This window comes from Rhodococcus sp. A14 (genome assembly GCF_011603105.1).
Classification (GTDB): domain Bacteria; phylum Actinomycetota; class Actinomycetes; order Mycobacteriales; family Mycobacteriaceae; genus Rhodococcus_F; species Rhodococcus_F opacus.
The window spans coordinates 37,451-52,123 of the sequence record NZ_JAAOQS010000066.1 but is presented as its reverse complement, the minus strand read 5'-3'; the positions used below and the strand labels follow the sequence as shown (position 1 = coordinate 52,123).

General features: G+C 63.1%; 16 protein-coding genes and 1 pseudogene. 8 read left to right on the top strand and 9 right to left on the bottom strand.

Annotated elements, in window-relative coordinates; translation table 11 throughout:
- Positions 1-321: 321 nt before the first annotated feature.
- Positions 322-1,116: a hypothetical protein gene (locus G9373_RS28730; RefSeq protein WP_167117972.1), complete on the bottom strand. Its 795-nt coding sequence runs from the start codon at positions 1,114-1,116 to the stop codon at positions 322-324.
- 145 nt (positions 1,117-1,261) lie between these two features.
- On the opposite strand from G9373_RS28730, the gene G9373_RS28725 reads away from it, so the two are divergent.
- Entirely contained in the window at positions 1,262-1,570 is a 309-nt protein-coding gene (locus tag G9373_RS28725; RefSeq protein ID WP_095869786.1) for a hypothetical protein, read from the top strand.
- Positions 1,571-1,691: 121 nt separating this feature from the next.
- On the opposite strand, the gene G9373_RS28720 is transcribed toward G9373_RS28725, so the two are convergent.
- Together G9373_RS28720 and G9373_RS28715 are read right to left on the bottom strand one after the other, a co-directional pair.
- Complete coding sequence (locus G9373_RS28720) at positions 1,692-1,973, bottom strand: hypothetical protein (RefSeq protein WP_240960789.1); 282 nt, start codon at positions 1,971-1,973, stop codon at positions 1,692-1,694.
- A gap of 84 nt (positions 1,974-2,057) precedes the next feature.
- Positions 2,058-2,408 (bottom strand): hypothetical protein, encoded by a 351-nt coding sequence (locus G9373_RS28715; RefSeq protein WP_167117969.1) that lies wholly within the window; start codon positions 2,406-2,408, stop codon positions 2,058-2,060.
- Between the two features lie 338 nt (positions 2,409-2,746).
- On the opposite strand from G9373_RS28715, the gene G9373_RS28710 reads away from it, so the two are divergent.
- The gene (locus tag G9373_RS28710) at positions 2,747-3,016 is read left to right on the top strand and encodes an Atu4866 domain-containing protein (RefSeq protein ID WP_095869784.1); all 270 of its coding nucleotides are present in this window, start codon (positions 2,747-2,749) and stop codon (positions 3,014-3,016) included.
- Positions 3,013-3,744 carry an SDR family oxidoreductase gene (locus G9373_RS28705; RefSeq protein WP_167117966.1) on the top strand — a complete coding sequence of 244 codons (732 nt, stop codon included), beginning with the start codon at positions 3,013-3,015 and terminating at the stop codon, positions 3,742-3,744. The genes G9373_RS28710 and G9373_RS28705 overlap by 4 nt, the downstream gene beginning before the upstream one ends.
- A 495-nt stretch (positions 3,745-4,239) precedes the next feature.
- On the opposite strand, the gene G9373_RS28700 is transcribed toward G9373_RS28705, so the two are convergent.
- Positions 4,240-4,641, bottom strand: a complete 402-nt coding sequence (locus G9373_RS28700) for an SRPBCC family protein (protein WP_095869782.1) — start codon at positions 4,639-4,641, stop codon at positions 4,240-4,242.
- Positions 4,642-4,802: 161 nt separating this feature from the next.
- Here G9373_RS28700 and G9373_RS28695 point away from each other — a divergent pair, with 161 nt between their 5' ends.
- Positions 4,803-5,660, top strand: coding sequence for a helix-turn-helix transcriptional regulator (locus G9373_RS28695; protein ID WP_095869781.1), 858 nt, complete (start codon positions 4,803-4,805; stop codon positions 5,658-5,660).
- An 81-nt stretch (positions 5,661-5,741) separates the two neighbouring features.
- Here the strand turns inward: G9373_RS28695 and G9373_RS28690 are convergent, their stop codons facing one another.
- Entirely contained in the window at positions 5,742-6,308 is a 567-nt protein-coding gene (locus G9373_RS28690) for a flavin reductase family protein (protein WP_167117964.1), read from the bottom strand.
- 113 nt (positions 6,309-6,421) lie between these two features.
- On the opposite strand from G9373_RS28690, the gene G9373_RS28685 reads away from it, so the two are divergent.
- Positions 6,422-7,297, top strand: a complete 876-nt coding sequence (locus G9373_RS28685) for a helix-turn-helix transcriptional regulator (RefSeq protein WP_095869779.1) — start codon at positions 6,422-6,424, stop codon at positions 7,295-7,297.
- Positions 7,298-7,359: 62 nt separating this feature from the next.
- Here the strand turns inward: G9373_RS28685 and G9373_RS28680 are convergent.
- A pseudogene (locus G9373_RS28680) lies at positions 7,360-7,788 on the bottom strand (acyl dehydratase); the annotation flags it as partial.
- A 653-nt stretch (positions 7,789-8,441) separates the two neighbouring features.
- On the opposite strand from G9373_RS28680, the gene G9373_RS28675 reads away from it, so the two are divergent.
- The 3 genes from G9373_RS28675 (at position 8,442) to G9373_RS47780 (ending at position 11,041) form a co-directional block, all read left to right on the top strand.
- On the top strand, positions 8,442-9,218 hold the full coding sequence (locus G9373_RS28675; RefSeq protein WP_095869778.1) for an SDR family oxidoreductase: 777 nt from the start codon (positions 8,442-8,444) through the stop codon (positions 9,216-9,218).
- A 283-nt stretch (positions 9,219-9,501) separates the two neighbouring features.
- Positions 9,502-10,440 carry a cation:proton antiporter gene (locus G9373_RS47785; protein ID WP_277346650.1) on the top strand — a complete coding sequence of 313 codons (939 nt, stop codon included), beginning with the start codon at positions 9,502-9,504 and terminating at the stop codon, positions 10,438-10,440.
- Positions 10,370-11,041, top strand: a complete 672-nt coding sequence (locus tag G9373_RS47780) for a cation:proton antiporter (protein ID WP_346842858.1) — start codon at positions 10,370-10,372, stop codon at positions 11,039-11,041. Before G9373_RS47785 ends, G9373_RS47780 begins: the two co-directional genes overlap by 71 nt.
- A 201-nt stretch (positions 11,042-11,242) precedes the next feature.
- On the opposite strand, the gene G9373_RS28660 is transcribed toward G9373_RS47780, so the two are convergent.
- From G9373_RS28660 to G9373_RS28650, 3 genes are all read right to left on the bottom strand, one after another.
- A complete protein-coding gene (locus tag G9373_RS28660) occupies positions 11,243-11,998 on the bottom strand; it encodes a GntR family transcriptional regulator (protein ID WP_241031749.1) in 756 nt (251 codons plus the stop codon).
- A gap of 349 nt (positions 11,999-12,347) precedes the next feature.
- Positions 12,348-13,514: a CoA transferase gene (locus G9373_RS28655; RefSeq protein ID WP_095869775.1), complete on the bottom strand. Its 1,167-nt coding sequence runs from the start codon at positions 13,512-13,514 to the stop codon at positions 12,348-12,350.
- Between the two features lies 1 nt (position 13,515).
- A complete protein-coding gene (locus G9373_RS28650; RefSeq protein ID WP_095869774.1) occupies positions 13,516-14,667 on the bottom strand; it encodes a zinc-binding dehydrogenase in 1,152 nt (383 codons plus the stop codon).
- Between the last annotated feature and the right edge of the window lie 6 nt (positions 14,668-14,673).

The following is a 14,673-nucleotide window of genomic DNA, read 5'->3' as shown; positions in this document are numbered from 1 at the left end:
CCCCGGTAACACCCCCCAGGACTGAGGCATGTGACAGAAATCGATCGATTTCCGACACGAGGAAATGCTGCTCGCCCCGGGCAGGACAAGGCAGGTCGAGTGTCAGGTCGCCGGTACCGAGTCACCTGCCTCGGTAAGCGCGCGAGTGCCACTGCACCGACGGGCTCGCGGGCCTGCATCGGAACGATTGCGACACGATGGTGGGAAGCAGTGATGGCGCTAATCTCATAGTTCGGTCGCGGCCCGCGAGTGTGCGACCCAGAGTTCGGAATTCCCGACGAGGAGGCGGTGTGCCGCCTCGCAGACCCCCTGCTTTCCTTCTTAGTGCCGGCTGTCCTCGGTGGCATCAGGTTGGGCCAGCGGCGGTACCTGCGCTAGGTGTTCCCGAACAATCTCTGTCATCGTCTTCCGCTGATTGATGATCGTTGAGTAGCACTCGCGCAGTCCAGATAGGTCGGGCACGGACCGCTGAATCACTGCTTGCTGCGAGGCGGTCGCACTCAATTCGTGGAATCGCCGCGTATCGATGTACAGCGTCTTAAGAGCCGCGTGTGTATGTGGCTCACTCACGATGAGGTGCGCAGTACTAAATCCCATTTCTATGGACATCAGGCCTCGTATCCAGATCTCGGCCTTAGCCATGAACTCTGCAGCTGCCTCGTTCGTGCGTGGCATCGAGGGCACATCTTGCAGGAGTTCCAGGAAGGATTGGAATGGGAAGGCGAGGTTTGCTATCTCTTCCCAAATCGGCGGAATGCAGCGGATCTGTTCAGCGCGGCGCTGTGCGTCAAGTTCATTGGCGAGCAGTTCGTCTGACTTCATGAGCTGTGCGGTGTGCCGAGCTTCAGCAGCGACCATCTGTTCAACCGAAACTGCGTGTACCCGTTCCAGCTCTTTCACTAGGCGTTGGTCTGCCGCTTCTAGTTCACGGGTAAGGCGCTCATCGGCCTCAACCTTCGCGTCAGCTGCATCATCTCGCGCGCTCTTAATCTGCCAGAGCGCGACAACTACCGCTGCCAGCGCCCCGAAGCCGCCGACCCAGCCACCGGCCGCTGACCATTGATCGACGCTGAAGCGGGTGCCTGTGATGAAGACGAAGATATAGTGGCCGGCCACTACAGCCAGGACTAAGAGAACAACCGCTCCCATACCGGCTGCCAGGTACCACGCCAACTTCTTTGTGTCACGGGTGGACTCTAAGGTAGGGGCGGCTCGGCAAACTTCTCTGCAGTCCGTCGCTTGTCCCTGATGTCGTTCACCGGTGACGTTGCCGCCGCACCCCATCTTCAGCGCCGACCAGTCCCGGCCCCGACTCTCCCGGTTCGGCAACCGCACACTCAACTCCGCCATCCATGTCGTCGCCCTGAGTCAGGCAACGGTCTCGGGCAACGAGGATCACGCCTATACCGGGCGCAAACTCGACGAGGGCAAGACCGCCCGCGAAGCCCAACGCCGTCTCGAACGGCAGGTCACCAAGACGCTGTGGCGGACCATGCGCCGAGACGAAACCCGCCGCCGCCTTGAGTCCGGAGGCGTCCCCGAGGGTGTCCCGTTCAGCGCCCGGGGCTGAAAATCTTCAACCACTGATTCGGCTCTATCCGACCGATTACCGTTTTCTGTGTCGGCCTTTCTGAGCCGCCCGGAAGGTCCCGACGCCCCGGGATGGTCACCCCCGGTCGGGCTGTCGGTGGCTATGCGCCGCGGCGGGCGCGGGCGCCCTCGACCACGGACTGCTGGAGCACCCAGGTACCGCCGACACGGGTGGCCGGCAGCACCTTGCCCTTGATCGCCTTCAGTACGCCCTGGCGGGTCATTGACGAGGCCGTCGGCGGCCTCCTGCACCGACACCAGCGGCGGAGGTCCATCGCGTCGGTGAGGCGATCGAAATCGGCGGTGGTGAGCACCCGCAGCGACCGCAACGGCCAGGGGGAGGTCTCCAGGACCGCCAAGGCCGTCGAGGTGGCCTGCCGCACCGATTCGGCGGGATGGTGAACACGACCTCGGCGTGGCCGAGTTCCGAGCGCGCGGCCGCGCCGCACAAAGATTTCCCTGCAACGTCATTCGCCGCATCCACCATGCGGATGACCTAGGGTCTTGGCGAGCTTCGAGCGTTGTGGCGGTCCCGCCGGGCACGCCCGCCTGTCCGGATCGAGCCTGCGTCGCATGTCCTCGGACGCGTCCGGACCGGCGACGAACTCGGCCCTCATCGAGGACAGCGGCCGGCCACTGTAGTGATCGACGAACTCGGGGACGATCTCCGATCCGGTGACCTGATCGACCAGGACGACGTTGCGGGCCGTCCGCCGCGTTCTTGGTCCCCCAAAGGTACAAGGCCACGATGACCGGGCGTGGTCACGCCCCTTGTCTGTGACGATGTACTCGTAGCGGGCCTGTTTGGTCGAATACATCGCGGTGATTCGGATCGTATTGTTGCAGTTACGGTGTTCCGTCATGTGGTGGCACGCCGGTGTCGATCGCGCCGAGGACCGCGGGTGTGAGCAACCGAGGTCCATCGCCGCACTCTCGCGACGCCGTGTGCGCAGGTCATCGATGCCAGGCTGCCCGGCAACCTCTCTGTGCGCCCCAGGGTGGAAGGCGTGATCTCCGCCCCATCGGTTTGATATGTCCCACGCGTCGCGCGAGGTCGCGACCTGACTGGGTGCGCGGCACCTAGTCGAGCTGCGTCCTGTCTACGCATCCCACTTCTCGCAAGAATTGGATCACCAAGTTGTGAGAGAGGATCGTGATGGATGAATCCGGAACCACCATCGACCGGGCAGATGTCATCGGCATGTGGGTGACAGCAGACGGCTTCATTCGCCAGGAACTGCGTGCGGATGGGCGGTACGACGAGGCGCGTGGCACACGGCTGGGTGCGTACACCGGAAGTTACACGGTGACAGGAAACCATCTCGACTACATCGACGACCTTGGTTTTACCGCAACAGGAGACATCAGTGACGGGGTGCTGTTCCACGAGCATCTCGTCCTATACCGAGAGGACAAGCAGTCATGAGCGAGCACAAGGTAGTCCTGATCACGGGGGCAAGTAGTGGGATCGGGGAGGCGACAGCGCGGAAGTTAGCCGCCGACGGCCACCACGTCTTTATCGGCGCACGGCGCACAGAACGACTCGAGCACTTGGTCCAGGAGATTGGCGATGCCAACGGCGGTGCAGCATTCCGCAAGTTGGACGTCACTGACGTAGCCGACGTCCAGTCCTTCGTGGAGACTGCCCGCGAGCGTTTCGGTCGCGTCGATGTAGTGGTCAACAACGCCGGAGTCATGCCCCTGTCGCCGCTGGCCGCGCTGAACATCGACGAGTGGAACCGGATGCTCGACGTGAATGTTCGTGGCGTTCTCAATGGCATCGCCGCAGCACTACCGGTCATGCGGGCACAAGGTAATGGACATTTCGTCAACATCGCATCCGTCGGGGCATACGAAGTGGTGCCGACAGCGGCGGTCTACTGCGCGACGAAGTTTGCGGTGCGCGCGATCTCCGAAGGGCTGCGACAAGAATCGTCAGGCGATGTCCGTGTCACCGTCGTCTCTCCAGGTGTGACGGAATCTGAATTAGCGGATAGCATTTCGGACGACATGGCACGCGAAGACATGAAGGCATACCGCGCCGTCGCACTTCCGGCCGCGGCGATAGCCAATGCGATCGCGTTCGCCATCGATCAGCCGGCGGATGTGGACGTGAACGAGATTGTCGTTCGCCCCGCCGCGAGCGCACAGTAGTTCGGCCGGACCGAGGTGGTCGTCTCCCGACGAGACGGCCACCTCAGACCACTCGTCAATTTCCGGATGTCGTCATGCCGATTGCCGATATCGCCCTCAGATACACGGCATTTGGTCGCAGACGCTGTGGCCCGGCTGGACAACACTAGTTGGACGGGTTGGTGACATCTGCGTACGTCCTCCCCCTGATCTGCCTTGTGTGCTCGCTGTGACGGGCACAAGCGTACCGAGGATGATGAAACCCGGAAGCGACGCCGTATCTGCAGCCAGGCTGGGCGGTCCGGTTGCTACCACAGACAGTGCTGAGGACTATCCTTTGCCCGCTATAAGATACAGCGGCGAGTTGACCGCCTGTCCCGTGGCCGGTCCGGCCCGATGCTGCCGCGTTTTGCAGACCATCCTCGGATGGGCGTCATCACAAACGTTTCCGGGGCGTCATTTCGAGGACAGTTCGTGAAGAACGGCGTCCTCTCGGGTCGCGGATGCTCCGAAACGTCACCGCACGGCGGCAGCCAACCCGCCTTCGTAGAAGCCGGTGATGAGCTGGCGAGCCTGCTCGGCAGGGATTCCGTCGGCGTCGAACTCGGCGTCCCAGGAAACAACGGTCTCCCCTGACTCGCCGTCCCGGGCGACGGCAACGGTTGCCTGGTAGTTGCATACGGGAATGGACCCACCAACCATCTTGTAACTGTACGACTGCTCGGTCTGATTGATCAGTTCTTCGATCGCCTCACCACCACCTTGCAGAGCGACGCAGCGGACGCTGTTCCGGCTGTCGTCGCGTGCAGTGTGTTCGGCATCGGGATGCCAACGATGGATGGCAAAGAAGTCTCCGATTCTCCCCCACACCAACTTCTGGTCCAGCGGGGTACGAACTTCTGCATGAACTGTCAACATGCTCCTCGGATCCTTTCGTGGTTGCTGTGGGTCGTGTGGTCCGGATTCCGCGCCGGACGCTGGGCGTCGGCGATGGTTCCACTGTCGCCGAAGACCGGCCCGTCTGTCGTGGGTGCAGTGCACCCACCCACTACCAGGCAATTCAGAACTAACATTGGGAAATGCCTTCCAGCGAACTCGGACATTTCCTTCGGTCACGTCGTGCTCAGGTTTCACCGAAGGACGCAGGAATTCACGGCTATGGCACTCGAAGAGTTTCAGGCCTTCGACGTGAGGAAGTCGCGATCCTTGCGGGACTGAGCTCCGATTACTACACCCGCTTAGAGCAAGGGCGCGAACGTAATCCGTCCGCTCAGGTGCTCGATGCTCTCTCGCGCGCGTTGCGCCTCGATGCCGACCAGGAAATGCACCTGTACCGGTTGGCCCGGCTGGTGCCGAGCGCCCGCGGGTCCAGTGCACGGGAGTCGGTCAGTCCGGCACTTCTCCAGTTGATGGATACCTACGACTCGACTCCGGCGTTCGTGTTGAATCGGACACTCGACATTCTCGCGTGCAACCGGCTCGCCGAAGCGCTCTTCTCGCCGTTCACCGCTGCTGACAATCTGCTGCGGATGGTGTTTACCGATCCAGCGGGAGCGTCTTTCTACGCCGAGTGGCATCGCGCGGCACAGGCCACCGTCGCAACATTACGTTTGGCCGTCGGCCACGACCCGGATGATGCTCGTCTCACCCAGTTGGTCGATGAGCTGTCGGCGGCCAGCCCCGCGTTTCGCCAGTACTGGGAAGAGGGGCAGGTGCGGGGCAAGACACTGGATGCGAAGGAGCTCGTTCATCCCGATGTGGGAACGTTGAGCTTGACGTTTCAAGCTTTCGATGTGCGTGACAAGCCGGGACAACAGTTGGTGATTTATCAGGCGGAGCGCGGGTCCCCGAGTGATCAGGCGCTGAAGTTGCTTTGTTCGCTCACTGCGACCAGGGACCGGGAGCGGCGGGAGGCGGAAGCAAGTTCGCCCGACTGACGTCGCGCGGCTACCGACCCCCACTCCTGCTCCCATTTGCTGAGCTTGAAACGGGGCTGCACACGGGTGCCGGGATATTGACTAGTCGATCAACGATGGCCACTTCGTCATCCGCTCACGGAGGTCGATCGCCTCACCGTTCTCGGAGAACGTTCCGTCGCCGCGGTGATGGATCTCGCCCGTGCCTCGCTTCGAATCGTCCACCCACACATGCTGGGCCTGGACAATCCAGAGTCCGTAGTCATCGACGAGGCGATCGTCGACGACGCGGCATTCGATATTCGCGAAGCACTCCGCGACGAGGGGGGCCGCAACGGATGCCGATGCCAGCGGGGTGAGGCCGAAACGCTCCCACTTGTCGACGTCCGCACCGGATACGTTCCCGACGTCGACGACCTGCTCAGCGAGTTCGATGGCCGGGATTGCAATGACGCACTCGCGGGTGTCGCGCAGCGTGTCGAAGCTGTAGTCCCACGGGCCGAGCACGAATCCGATGAGACCGCCATGTTGCACGGGCATGTTGAAACCATTTGTCATCAGATTGTCATGCCGTCCGTCGGACGTCGAAATCGTGATCACAGGGCCTGGCTCGATCAGTCTGTGCACTTTGGAAATTGGGTACGGGGAGAATTGATCCGGACCAGTCATGCGGTTTTCCTTCCGATCAGGTTGATTACCTATAGTTTTCAGGGTTCAGCTGATGGTCGCGTGGCCCTTTCACACCCCCCTTGGAACTTGACCGGTTGCCTTAGAATCAAGCCATGGCGAGCACTGAGTTGGGGGAATTTCTGCGGGCCCGACGTGCTGCTGCATCACCGGATTCTGTTCCGTTTGCGTCCGCGGGACCTCGGCGAGTGCCGGGGTTACGCCGGGACGAAGTGGCCATGCTAGCCGATGTCAGTCCTGACTACTACCGCCGGCTGGAGCAGGGCCGTGAACGTCACCCGTCCCAAGCGGTCCTCGAGGGGCTCAGTAAGGCTCTGGTTCTTACTTTCGAGGAACGTCGGCACCTCTACTCGCTGGCAGGTGTGGCGTGGCGACTCGACGGTGCCGAGCTTCGCCGGGAGGTCGATCCCGCGTTACTGCGTTTGATGGAGTCCTGGGAGCGCTCCGGCGCGTTCGTACTCGATCCGGTCTTGGACATCTCGGCGATGAACTCCCTGGCGGTGGCGCTGTTCGAACCGTTCGCTGATACGACCAATCTCGTGGAGATGGTTTTCTGTGATCCGGCCGCCCGTGAGTTCTTTGTCGATTGGGAGGAGTCGGCGAAATCAACGGTCGCCAGTCTACGAGCGACCGCCAAGTTCTCCTCGACTCCTCACCGGTTCACCGACCTCATCGCCCGGCTCGAGGCCGGAAGCCCTCGTTTCTGCGAGCTGTGGGCCCGACATGAGGTACAGCCGAAGACTCATGAAGTCAAACAACTGCGCCATTCCACCGCCGGCGAGCTCACGATCGAATTTCACGCATTCGGTGTCCCAAGCGCGCCCGGTCATCAGCTTCTGGTGTACCAGGTCGAGCCCGGCTCGCTCGGCGAGACCCGTCTGCTCGACCTGGCGACACACCGCATCGATGCCGGTGTACGTAGCGCACAGCCCGCTGGGCAGGCGGACCGACCCACCGCGTCAATGGATTAGATACGAAAGCAGGCCGAGCGCCGAACCACCCAGCGGCTTCATCGGGGTCGTGCACTTCAGACTCAAGCCGTGAGGGCGGAGAACCGCCAGTCGAGGACGGAGGCGTCGGTGCGGTCGCGGTGTGTGAGAAACACCAGTGAGTGAAGGTGCAGGACCTCACGGTCGCCGAGGGCGTCGGTGCCTTCGACCTGCAGTTCGCCTGTGCGAATGTCGCCTTCGGAGACCGGCCCGGTGTGATCGCAGGAGGTCCAGCCCAGGACCGTTCACCAGGTTCGGGAGGACACGGGTGGCCTGGCCGAGGCGATGCCGATCATGTGCCGCCGTAGACGAGGCGGCCGGCGGCACTGACCCGTTCGTGGTGGGTGGCGGCGATGTTTGAGCTTGAGCCGCGCCAGTTTCGGGGCGCTCGAGACCATGTCGCCGCTGCTGCCGAACACCGCCCCGAGCCCGGCATCGAAATGCGTGCCCGGCACCCGCGTGCGGTACGCGTCGATGCCGGTCAGCGCCTCATCGACGATCTCAAGGTCGCGTGCGGTCTCGTTCTTCGGGAGCACGATGTTCGCCAGGCCAGGCCAGGCGCACGCGGCGAGGTCGTCCCGTGTCCAGGGGGGTGGTCAGCCCGTTCACCCGCACCGACACACTGCCCTCGCGCGTCGGTCTCGGTCACCAGTCGGCGCACGAGGTCGCGGGCCTGCTCCTTGTTTCGGCGGTGACGGAGTCCTCAAGGTCGAGACCCACCCTCCCCTGCGGTCGAGGCCAGCGCCTTGCGCGCCTTCCATTTGTCGGAACCGGGCGCGATCAGCACTGACCGCCGCCGCGTAGCGATCTCATTCACCACAGTCTCCTTCGACACTATTCATCCGGTTGGTTTTTGGTTTGCAGCACGCCTGATGGAGTGAGCGAGAACATGCACTGATCAGTCAAAACATCTACTAACACACAGTTTCATCGGTTGCACTGTGACCGCACCGCTAATCATAGGGAGGATACGTACGGATGAATTGGGTAACGGTTTTGCGGTTTGCCTGGGTGTGGCGCACCTAGGCAGACCGCGGCCTGTTCGCCCACCCCGATCACGCCGACGATGGAATCCGTACCCCGAGGAACCACACCTCGAAACACCACCGTCAAGGAGACACACCCCATGAGCCAGGTCCTGACCGGAACCCCCCTCACCGGCCGCATCGCCGTCGTCACCGGCGCCTCGAGCGGAATCGGCGAAGCCACCGCCGAACGACTCGCCCAACTCGGCGCCAAGGTCGCCCTCCTCGCCCGCCGCACCGACCGCATCACCACCACCGCCAACCGCATCAACGCCGCCGGCGGCACCGCGATCGCCGTCACCACCGACGTCACCGACCGCACCGCCCTGCAAGCCACCGCCGACCGCATCACCACCGAACTCGGCCCCGTCGACCTCGTCTTCGCCAACGCCGGCGTCCAGCTGATCTCCGAAATCGTCGACCTCAAGGTCGACGACTGGGACACCCAGATCGACCTGAACATCAAGGGCGTGATGAACACCATCCAGGCCTTCGTCGAACCCCTCGTCCAGGCCGCCGCCGACGACAAACCCGCCGACCTGATCACCACCTCCTCGATCGCCGCCACCCGCGTCCTCGAAAAGTTCCAGGTCTACTCCGGCACCAAGGCCTACATCAGCCAGCTCACCCGCCTACTGCGCACCGAACTCGGCCGAAAAAACGTCCGCGTCTCCACCATCGAACCCGGCATGGTCGACACCGAACTGCCCGACCACGTCACCGACCCCGACGCCAGCAAACTCATGGCCGACCTGATCGACCAGATCGACGTCCTCCAATCCGAAGACGTCGCCGAAACCGTCGCCTTCCTCACCGCCGTCCCCAAGCACGTCAACCTCACCGAAATCACCATCCTCCCCACCGCACAAGCCATCTAAACCCACCCACACCACCGTTCCCGCCCCCGGGCAACCCGAGGGCGGGAAAGGTCCCCACTGGATCAAAGAGGGACGAACACGACGTGGGTCTCCGACCCCCGTCGTGCAATCTCATTCCGGACCCGCCTCGAGGCGGGTCCGACAACGTCTGTCTGGCGGCCGACCCACACCTTCCGCCAGCGCAGAAAGCACGTACCCCGCAGCACTCAATAGCCATGAGGTGACCATTGCAGTCGATTCAACTACTCGTCGCAGTGCTCGGTACGGTCATCATCTTCACCGTATGGGGCGCTCGGATTCGGATGGTCCAACCGGCCGCCCTGCTGCTCGGTGGCTGCCTACTGGGTTGAACCCGACTATTGCTGCTTTCGAGTTGCCCCCCGAGTGGGTCCTCGTCCTGTTCCTTCCTGCGATCTTGTACTGGGAGGCTCTGACGACCTCTACGCGAACGGCGAGTCGCGATGCCCGCTCTGTGGTTCTGCTGGCGGTCGTGCTCGTGGTTGCCACGACCGCCGCAGTGGCCGCCTGCCTGCATTGGATCCTGGACATTCCGTGGGCGGTTGCGTTCGTCGTCGGGGCCGTGCTTGCCCCGACCGATGCCGCCGCCATTGCCGCGCTGGCTCACCTCCTACCGCCCCGGTTCATGACGTTGCTGCGAGCGGAGAGCCTGATCAACGACGGGACTGCGCTGGCGCTTCTGGCCACCGCCGTCCCGGTCGCGATCGGCGCGCGCCATCTCGATCTGCTGCACATCAGCTGGGCCTTCGCCGCAAGCTATCTTGGCGGGGTGGTGTTCGGTGTCGCGGTCGCCGGGACCGCACTGGTCGCTCACCGGTTTCTCCGAGACTGGATGCTATCGAGTGTGCTCAGCGTCTTGACGCCGTTTGTGGTGTACCTGCTTGCAGAGCAGATACATACCTCGGGTGTCATTGCTGTCGTGACGGCGAGTTTCCTGCTTGCCCGGCGTGGACCGCGTGTAATTCCGCCAGCCACTCGAATGCAAACTCAGCCTTTTTGGTCACTGACTACGTATGTCCTCAATTCGGGACTGTTCGTCTTGGTGGGTACTCAAATCCCCTCCGCTGTAGATGATCTGGCGCCTCAATCGTTGATTGGTAGGGTGGGCAGCGGTTGTCTTGGCCGGTTTCGGCGTGATCGGTTGTCGGCTGCTGTACTTCTACACGATGCCTTCCGTGTTTCGGGCTATCGACCGCCGCGGTAGTCAAGTTTCACGCCGGATCAGTGTGCGTGAGCGTTTTCCGCTCGCATGGTCCGGTGTCCGTGGCGGGGTATCGCTGGCCGGCGCGCTCGCTGTTCCCGACACCACGGCAGATGGGCGTCCCTTCGAGTACAAGAGCCTGATCGTGTTCATCACAGCTGGTGTCATCGTTGTGACCCTGTTCGGGCAGGGCATGTCCCTGCCGCGCGTGATCAAATGGGCCCACTATGACTCCGTCGACGACTCTGCCGGACAGCGGACAGCGGAAATCGCTCTGACCGAGGAAGGGTTGCGGTATGTGACGGACCCGGCTCAGCGCGACACCGCCCCCCTCCCTGCCGATCGGCTCGACGCCGAGCTTCAGGAGCACCTGCGCGCACTGACTGTCCGGCAGGAGGACCCGGTATCGCTCCAGATACAGATACTGACGATGCGCCGGGCGATCCTCGCTGCCCAGCGCAGTCGGCTTCTGACCATGTTTGAACGACACGAGATCGACGATGCTGTGTTCTTACGGGTCCAGTCGCTGCTGGATACAACCGAGGCGAAACTGAACTCGACGGTGACGTCCTGCCCGGAGGAGCCGAGCGCGAAAAAACTGTAGCGAACAGCTCTGTGGCAGCGTTTAGTCGTCGAGAGGCGCGCGAGGGCGCGCGATGTCGACACTCAATGCGGACTTCGGACGGTTGTACAAGGGGCCAACCAGGGCCACTTACAGCGTCCCAATCGTTCACTCAACAAGGAAATGTGCGGCTCGCCGCCATGCGCTATAACGGCCGCGAGTCACACGTTCACTTCCTCGTGCTCAGGCTCCTCGCCGCCGCAATTCCATGCGGTACGAGTACCGGCGCGGATTGAAGTGAGAGGACGTGAATTCGACGAATTTCCCGTCCGCGTCGTAGTAGAGACGCTCGATTAGCAGTATGGCGTCTCCTGCTTGACATCCGATCAGTTCGGCTTCGTACTCCGGGGCGTTCATGGCGGTGATCTCTTGCCGTGCGCCCATGATCGGCTTGGTGAGCAGTTTTTCTGCCGCCCCGATCACGGTTCCCTCGCCGACCGACGGGACCCCCTCCGCGGCCAGTTTCGCACCGAGGTCGGGTTCGACGTAGTGGCGCGTTAGGACAAAGGGGATCCCCTCAAAGGAACGGCGAACGGTGGCCTTGCTGACCTCGATGTACGGCAATTCCAATCGGGACGCGATGGAGGGCTCGACGACGACCGTGAATGGTTCGATCACCTCGGTGTTCGTGTCGGGCCAGACGATGATTTCGTCGAGGGATCCGATCGAGCGGACGTAGCGGCCCCGGGTGTCCTGTTGGCGGCCGCTCACATAGGTTCCGCTGCCCTGCACGCGGTAGATCAGCCCGTCGGAGAGCAGTATCTGCAGGGCTTCGCGGACCGTGTGACGGCTGACGTTGTGGACCGACTGCAGCACGCTTTCGGTGGGCATCTTCCGTCCGACCGAGTAGACACCGGCCTCGATGTCGGTCCGCAACTTCTCGGCCAGCACTTTGTACGCCGGCACACCACGCTCCGCGGGAGCTACCTTGTTCGTCACCACGGGCCCCTCCTTCTCCCTGATGCGGCCGGCAGGGTTCCATCCACCACACTAGTGCTCGTCCGGATGAATCTTCAACGGGGGCCGCTCCGCATTGGTGATCTACTGCGAAACCAGAGCATTCGTGGCCACAGAGTCCATCTCGACATCTGTAGCTCGAAAATTGATACTGATCAATCGAGTATGGAGGTGTGACCGTTTGCGATCACACCTCCATACTCAGTCCGTCCGGCGCCGGAGTCAGGCCGCCGACGGACTTCCGTCACCAGAACACGGCCGCGATACGGATGTCGGGCTAATCGCGGCGGTACTGGTGTCCCCGCCGCCGCCTGCATGTCGGCGGGGTGCGTCAGGCGGTGGTCGGTTCCACCTCCGTAAGCAGTTCGTCGTTGTGCTCGCCGAGCTGGGGCGCGGAGTCGGTGCGCGGCTCCTCGTAGATGTCGGTCAGGAACGGTGTCCGGATCATCCGACGGCGACCGGCATGCGGATCGTCGATCTCGAGGAACATGCGACGCGCGTCGAGGTGTTGGCACTGGTAGAGCTCGTCGATGGTCTGGGTTTCTCCGGCGGGAAGCCCATGCGCGGCGAAGTGCTCGACGATCTCGCGGCGGGTGCGGGACCGTGTCCACCGTTCGGCTTCTGGGCGGATCACCGATGCGAAGTTCTCGGCCCGGTGAACGACGGAGTCCAGCAGCGGATGGTCGAGCAGGTCGGGCCGCTCGATTGCCACACACAGCCGCCGCCACATCTCATGGGTGGGCAGAATCAGTGCAACATAACCGTCCTCGGCTTCGAGAGCGCCGAGTGGCGAATACCGATCCACCCCGCGCACTCGATGCTCGCCCGTGAAATCCCACAGCATGAGTTCGCGTTCGAGCAGGGACGCCACCGAGTCGTACATGCTCTGATCGACGAACGTACCCGTACCGGACTGGTGACGGCCCTCAAGAGCGGCGAGCACGCTGACGGTGGCATGCACGGCAGTGAAGACGTCCGCGAAACCGGTCACCGTCGGCAACGGCGGGCCCCCCGGTTCTCCGGTCACCGCCATCAGCCCACCAATCGCCTGGATTGCGGTGTCGAAGGCCGGCCGTTCGGCGAATTCACCCCGATGTGTCGACAACCTCCCGTATCCGCTGATGGCGCAGTAGATCAGGCGTGGATTGATCTCCTTGAGCGCGTCGTATCCCACTCCCATGCGGTCGACTGCCCCGGGGCGAAGGTTCTCTACGACGACGTCGGCGGTCGCCGCCAAAGCCAGGTACCGTGCTCGGTCACTCTCCGCGCTCAAGTCCAGGGTGACGGACTTCTTGTTGCGGTTGTAGCTCAGGAACCCGCCGCTCATGGACCCGGTCTCGGTCTGCTCGAGCGGATCATAGATTCTGCGCGGATCGCCGCCGTCGGGCCGCTCGATCTTGATGACCTCCGCGCCCAGGTCGGCCAGCATCATCGCACAGTAGGGGGCGGCGATGTACTGGCCCATCTCGAGCACACGAATGCCGTCGAGGGGCCTCACGTCAGATTCCTTCGGTTCCGTGCGGGACGAGCATCGGCTTGATGTCCTCTTGCGCCCGCATCCGCGTCAGCGCCTCGGTGGCCTGGTCGAGCCGGTACCGGTTCGGGACCAGTGCACCGAAGTCGTACTTGCCGTGCGTGTTCTTCATGAATTCGAGTGCCTTGCGGTACTCGGCGATGTGTCCGGACCAGGTCCCCATGATGGTCAGCTGCTGTCGGGTGATGAAGCCGGGCCGGACCGGGACTTCCTTGCCGGGGCCGTCGATCTGGCCGGTGACCATGTAGCGGCCGCCTTCTTTGATCATTCCCAAGCCTTCCGGGAATGCGGTGCGTGCGCCGGAGAATTCGAAGACAACTTCGGCGCCGTGGCCGCCGAGCAGGTCGCGGACCGCGGCGATTCGGTCTTCGGGTTCGGGGTGTTCGGCGACGGAGACGAGGTCGGTGGCGCCGTATTGCTTGGCGATGGCCAGGCGGTTGTCGGGGGCGCCGATGGTGATGATTCGCCCGGCGCCGAGGTGATCGGCGAGGGCGGTCGCGAACAGACCGAGCGGGCCGGCGCCCTGGATGACGACGGTTTCCCAGGGGTTCATCTTGCCGATGCGCTCGAAGGAGTGCACGACCGTTCGCAATGCGCAGCTGGCCGCTGATGCCCAGGAGGTTTCCACCTCGTCCGGCACGCGCACTCGTCCCGAGTTGGGGAAGACGTAGGCGTATTCGGCGAAGCCGCCGACCAGATACGGGGGACGTTCGCAGTTGGTGAACATGTAGTACTGGCGGTTGGTGCACAGGGTGGGCTGGTTGTCGAACCGGCAGTGCTCGCACTGGTTGCATGAGGCGTGGGTGAAGCAGATGCGATCGCCGATCTCGAGCGGTGTACCGAAGGTGTCCCGCTCGGCGCCGTCACCGAATGCGATTACCCGGCCGACCATTTCGTGTCCGGGGATGACGGGCAGATCCAGCGCTTGGCTGCCGCCGAGGGAGCCGTCCCACAGGTGCAGGTCCGATCCGCACACCGTCGCGGCTTCGATTCGGACCAGGAGTGCGCCCGGTTCGAGGGTCTGAGGCACTGGAATTTCGCGGATCTCGAGCGGCTCGCTGTGCTTGGTGAGCACCGCCGCCCGGCTGGTCTTGGGGATGTCGAAGGTGGTAGTCATCAGTTT

Bases quoted from the DNA above. Each gene is read 5' to 3' on its own strand.
- G9373_RS28715 (WP_167117969.1), bottom strand. From the start codon at position 2,408: ATGTATTCGACCAAACAGGCCCGCTACGAGTACATCGTCACAGACAAG.
- G9373_RS28710 (WP_095869784.1), top strand. From the start codon at position 2,747: ATGGATGAATCCGGAACCACCATCGACCGGGCAGATGTCATCGGCATG.
- G9373_RS28705 (WP_167117966.1), top strand. From the start codon at position 3,013: ATGAGCGAGCACAAGGTAGTCCTGATCACGGGGGCAAGTAGTGGGATC.
- G9373_RS28700 (WP_095869782.1), bottom strand. From the start codon at position 4,641: ATGTTGACAGTTCATGCAGAAGTTCGTACCCCGCTGGACCAGAAGTTG.
- G9373_RS28695 (WP_095869781.1), top strand. From the start codon at position 4,803: ATGCCTTCCAGCGAACTCGGACATTTCCTTCGGTCACGTCGTGCTCAG.
- G9373_RS28690 (WP_167117964.1), bottom strand. From the start codon at position 6,308: ATGACTGGTCCGGATCAATTCTCCCCGTACCCAATTTCCAAAGTGCAC.
- G9373_RS28685 (WP_095869779.1), top strand. From the start codon at position 6,422: ATGGCGAGCACTGAGTTGGGGGAATTTCTGCGGGCCCGACGTGCTGCT.
- G9373_RS28675 (WP_095869778.1), top strand. From the start codon at position 8,442: ATGAGCCAGGTCCTGACCGGAACCCCCCTCACCGGCCGCATCGCCGTC.
- G9373_RS47785 (WP_277346650.1), top strand. From the start codon at position 9,502: ATGGGGCGCTCGGATTCGGATGGTCCAACCGGCCGCCCTGCTGCTCGG.
- G9373_RS28650 (WP_095869774.1), bottom strand. From the start codon at position 14,667: ATGACTACCACCTTCGACATCCCCAAGACCAGCCGGGCGGCGGTGCTC.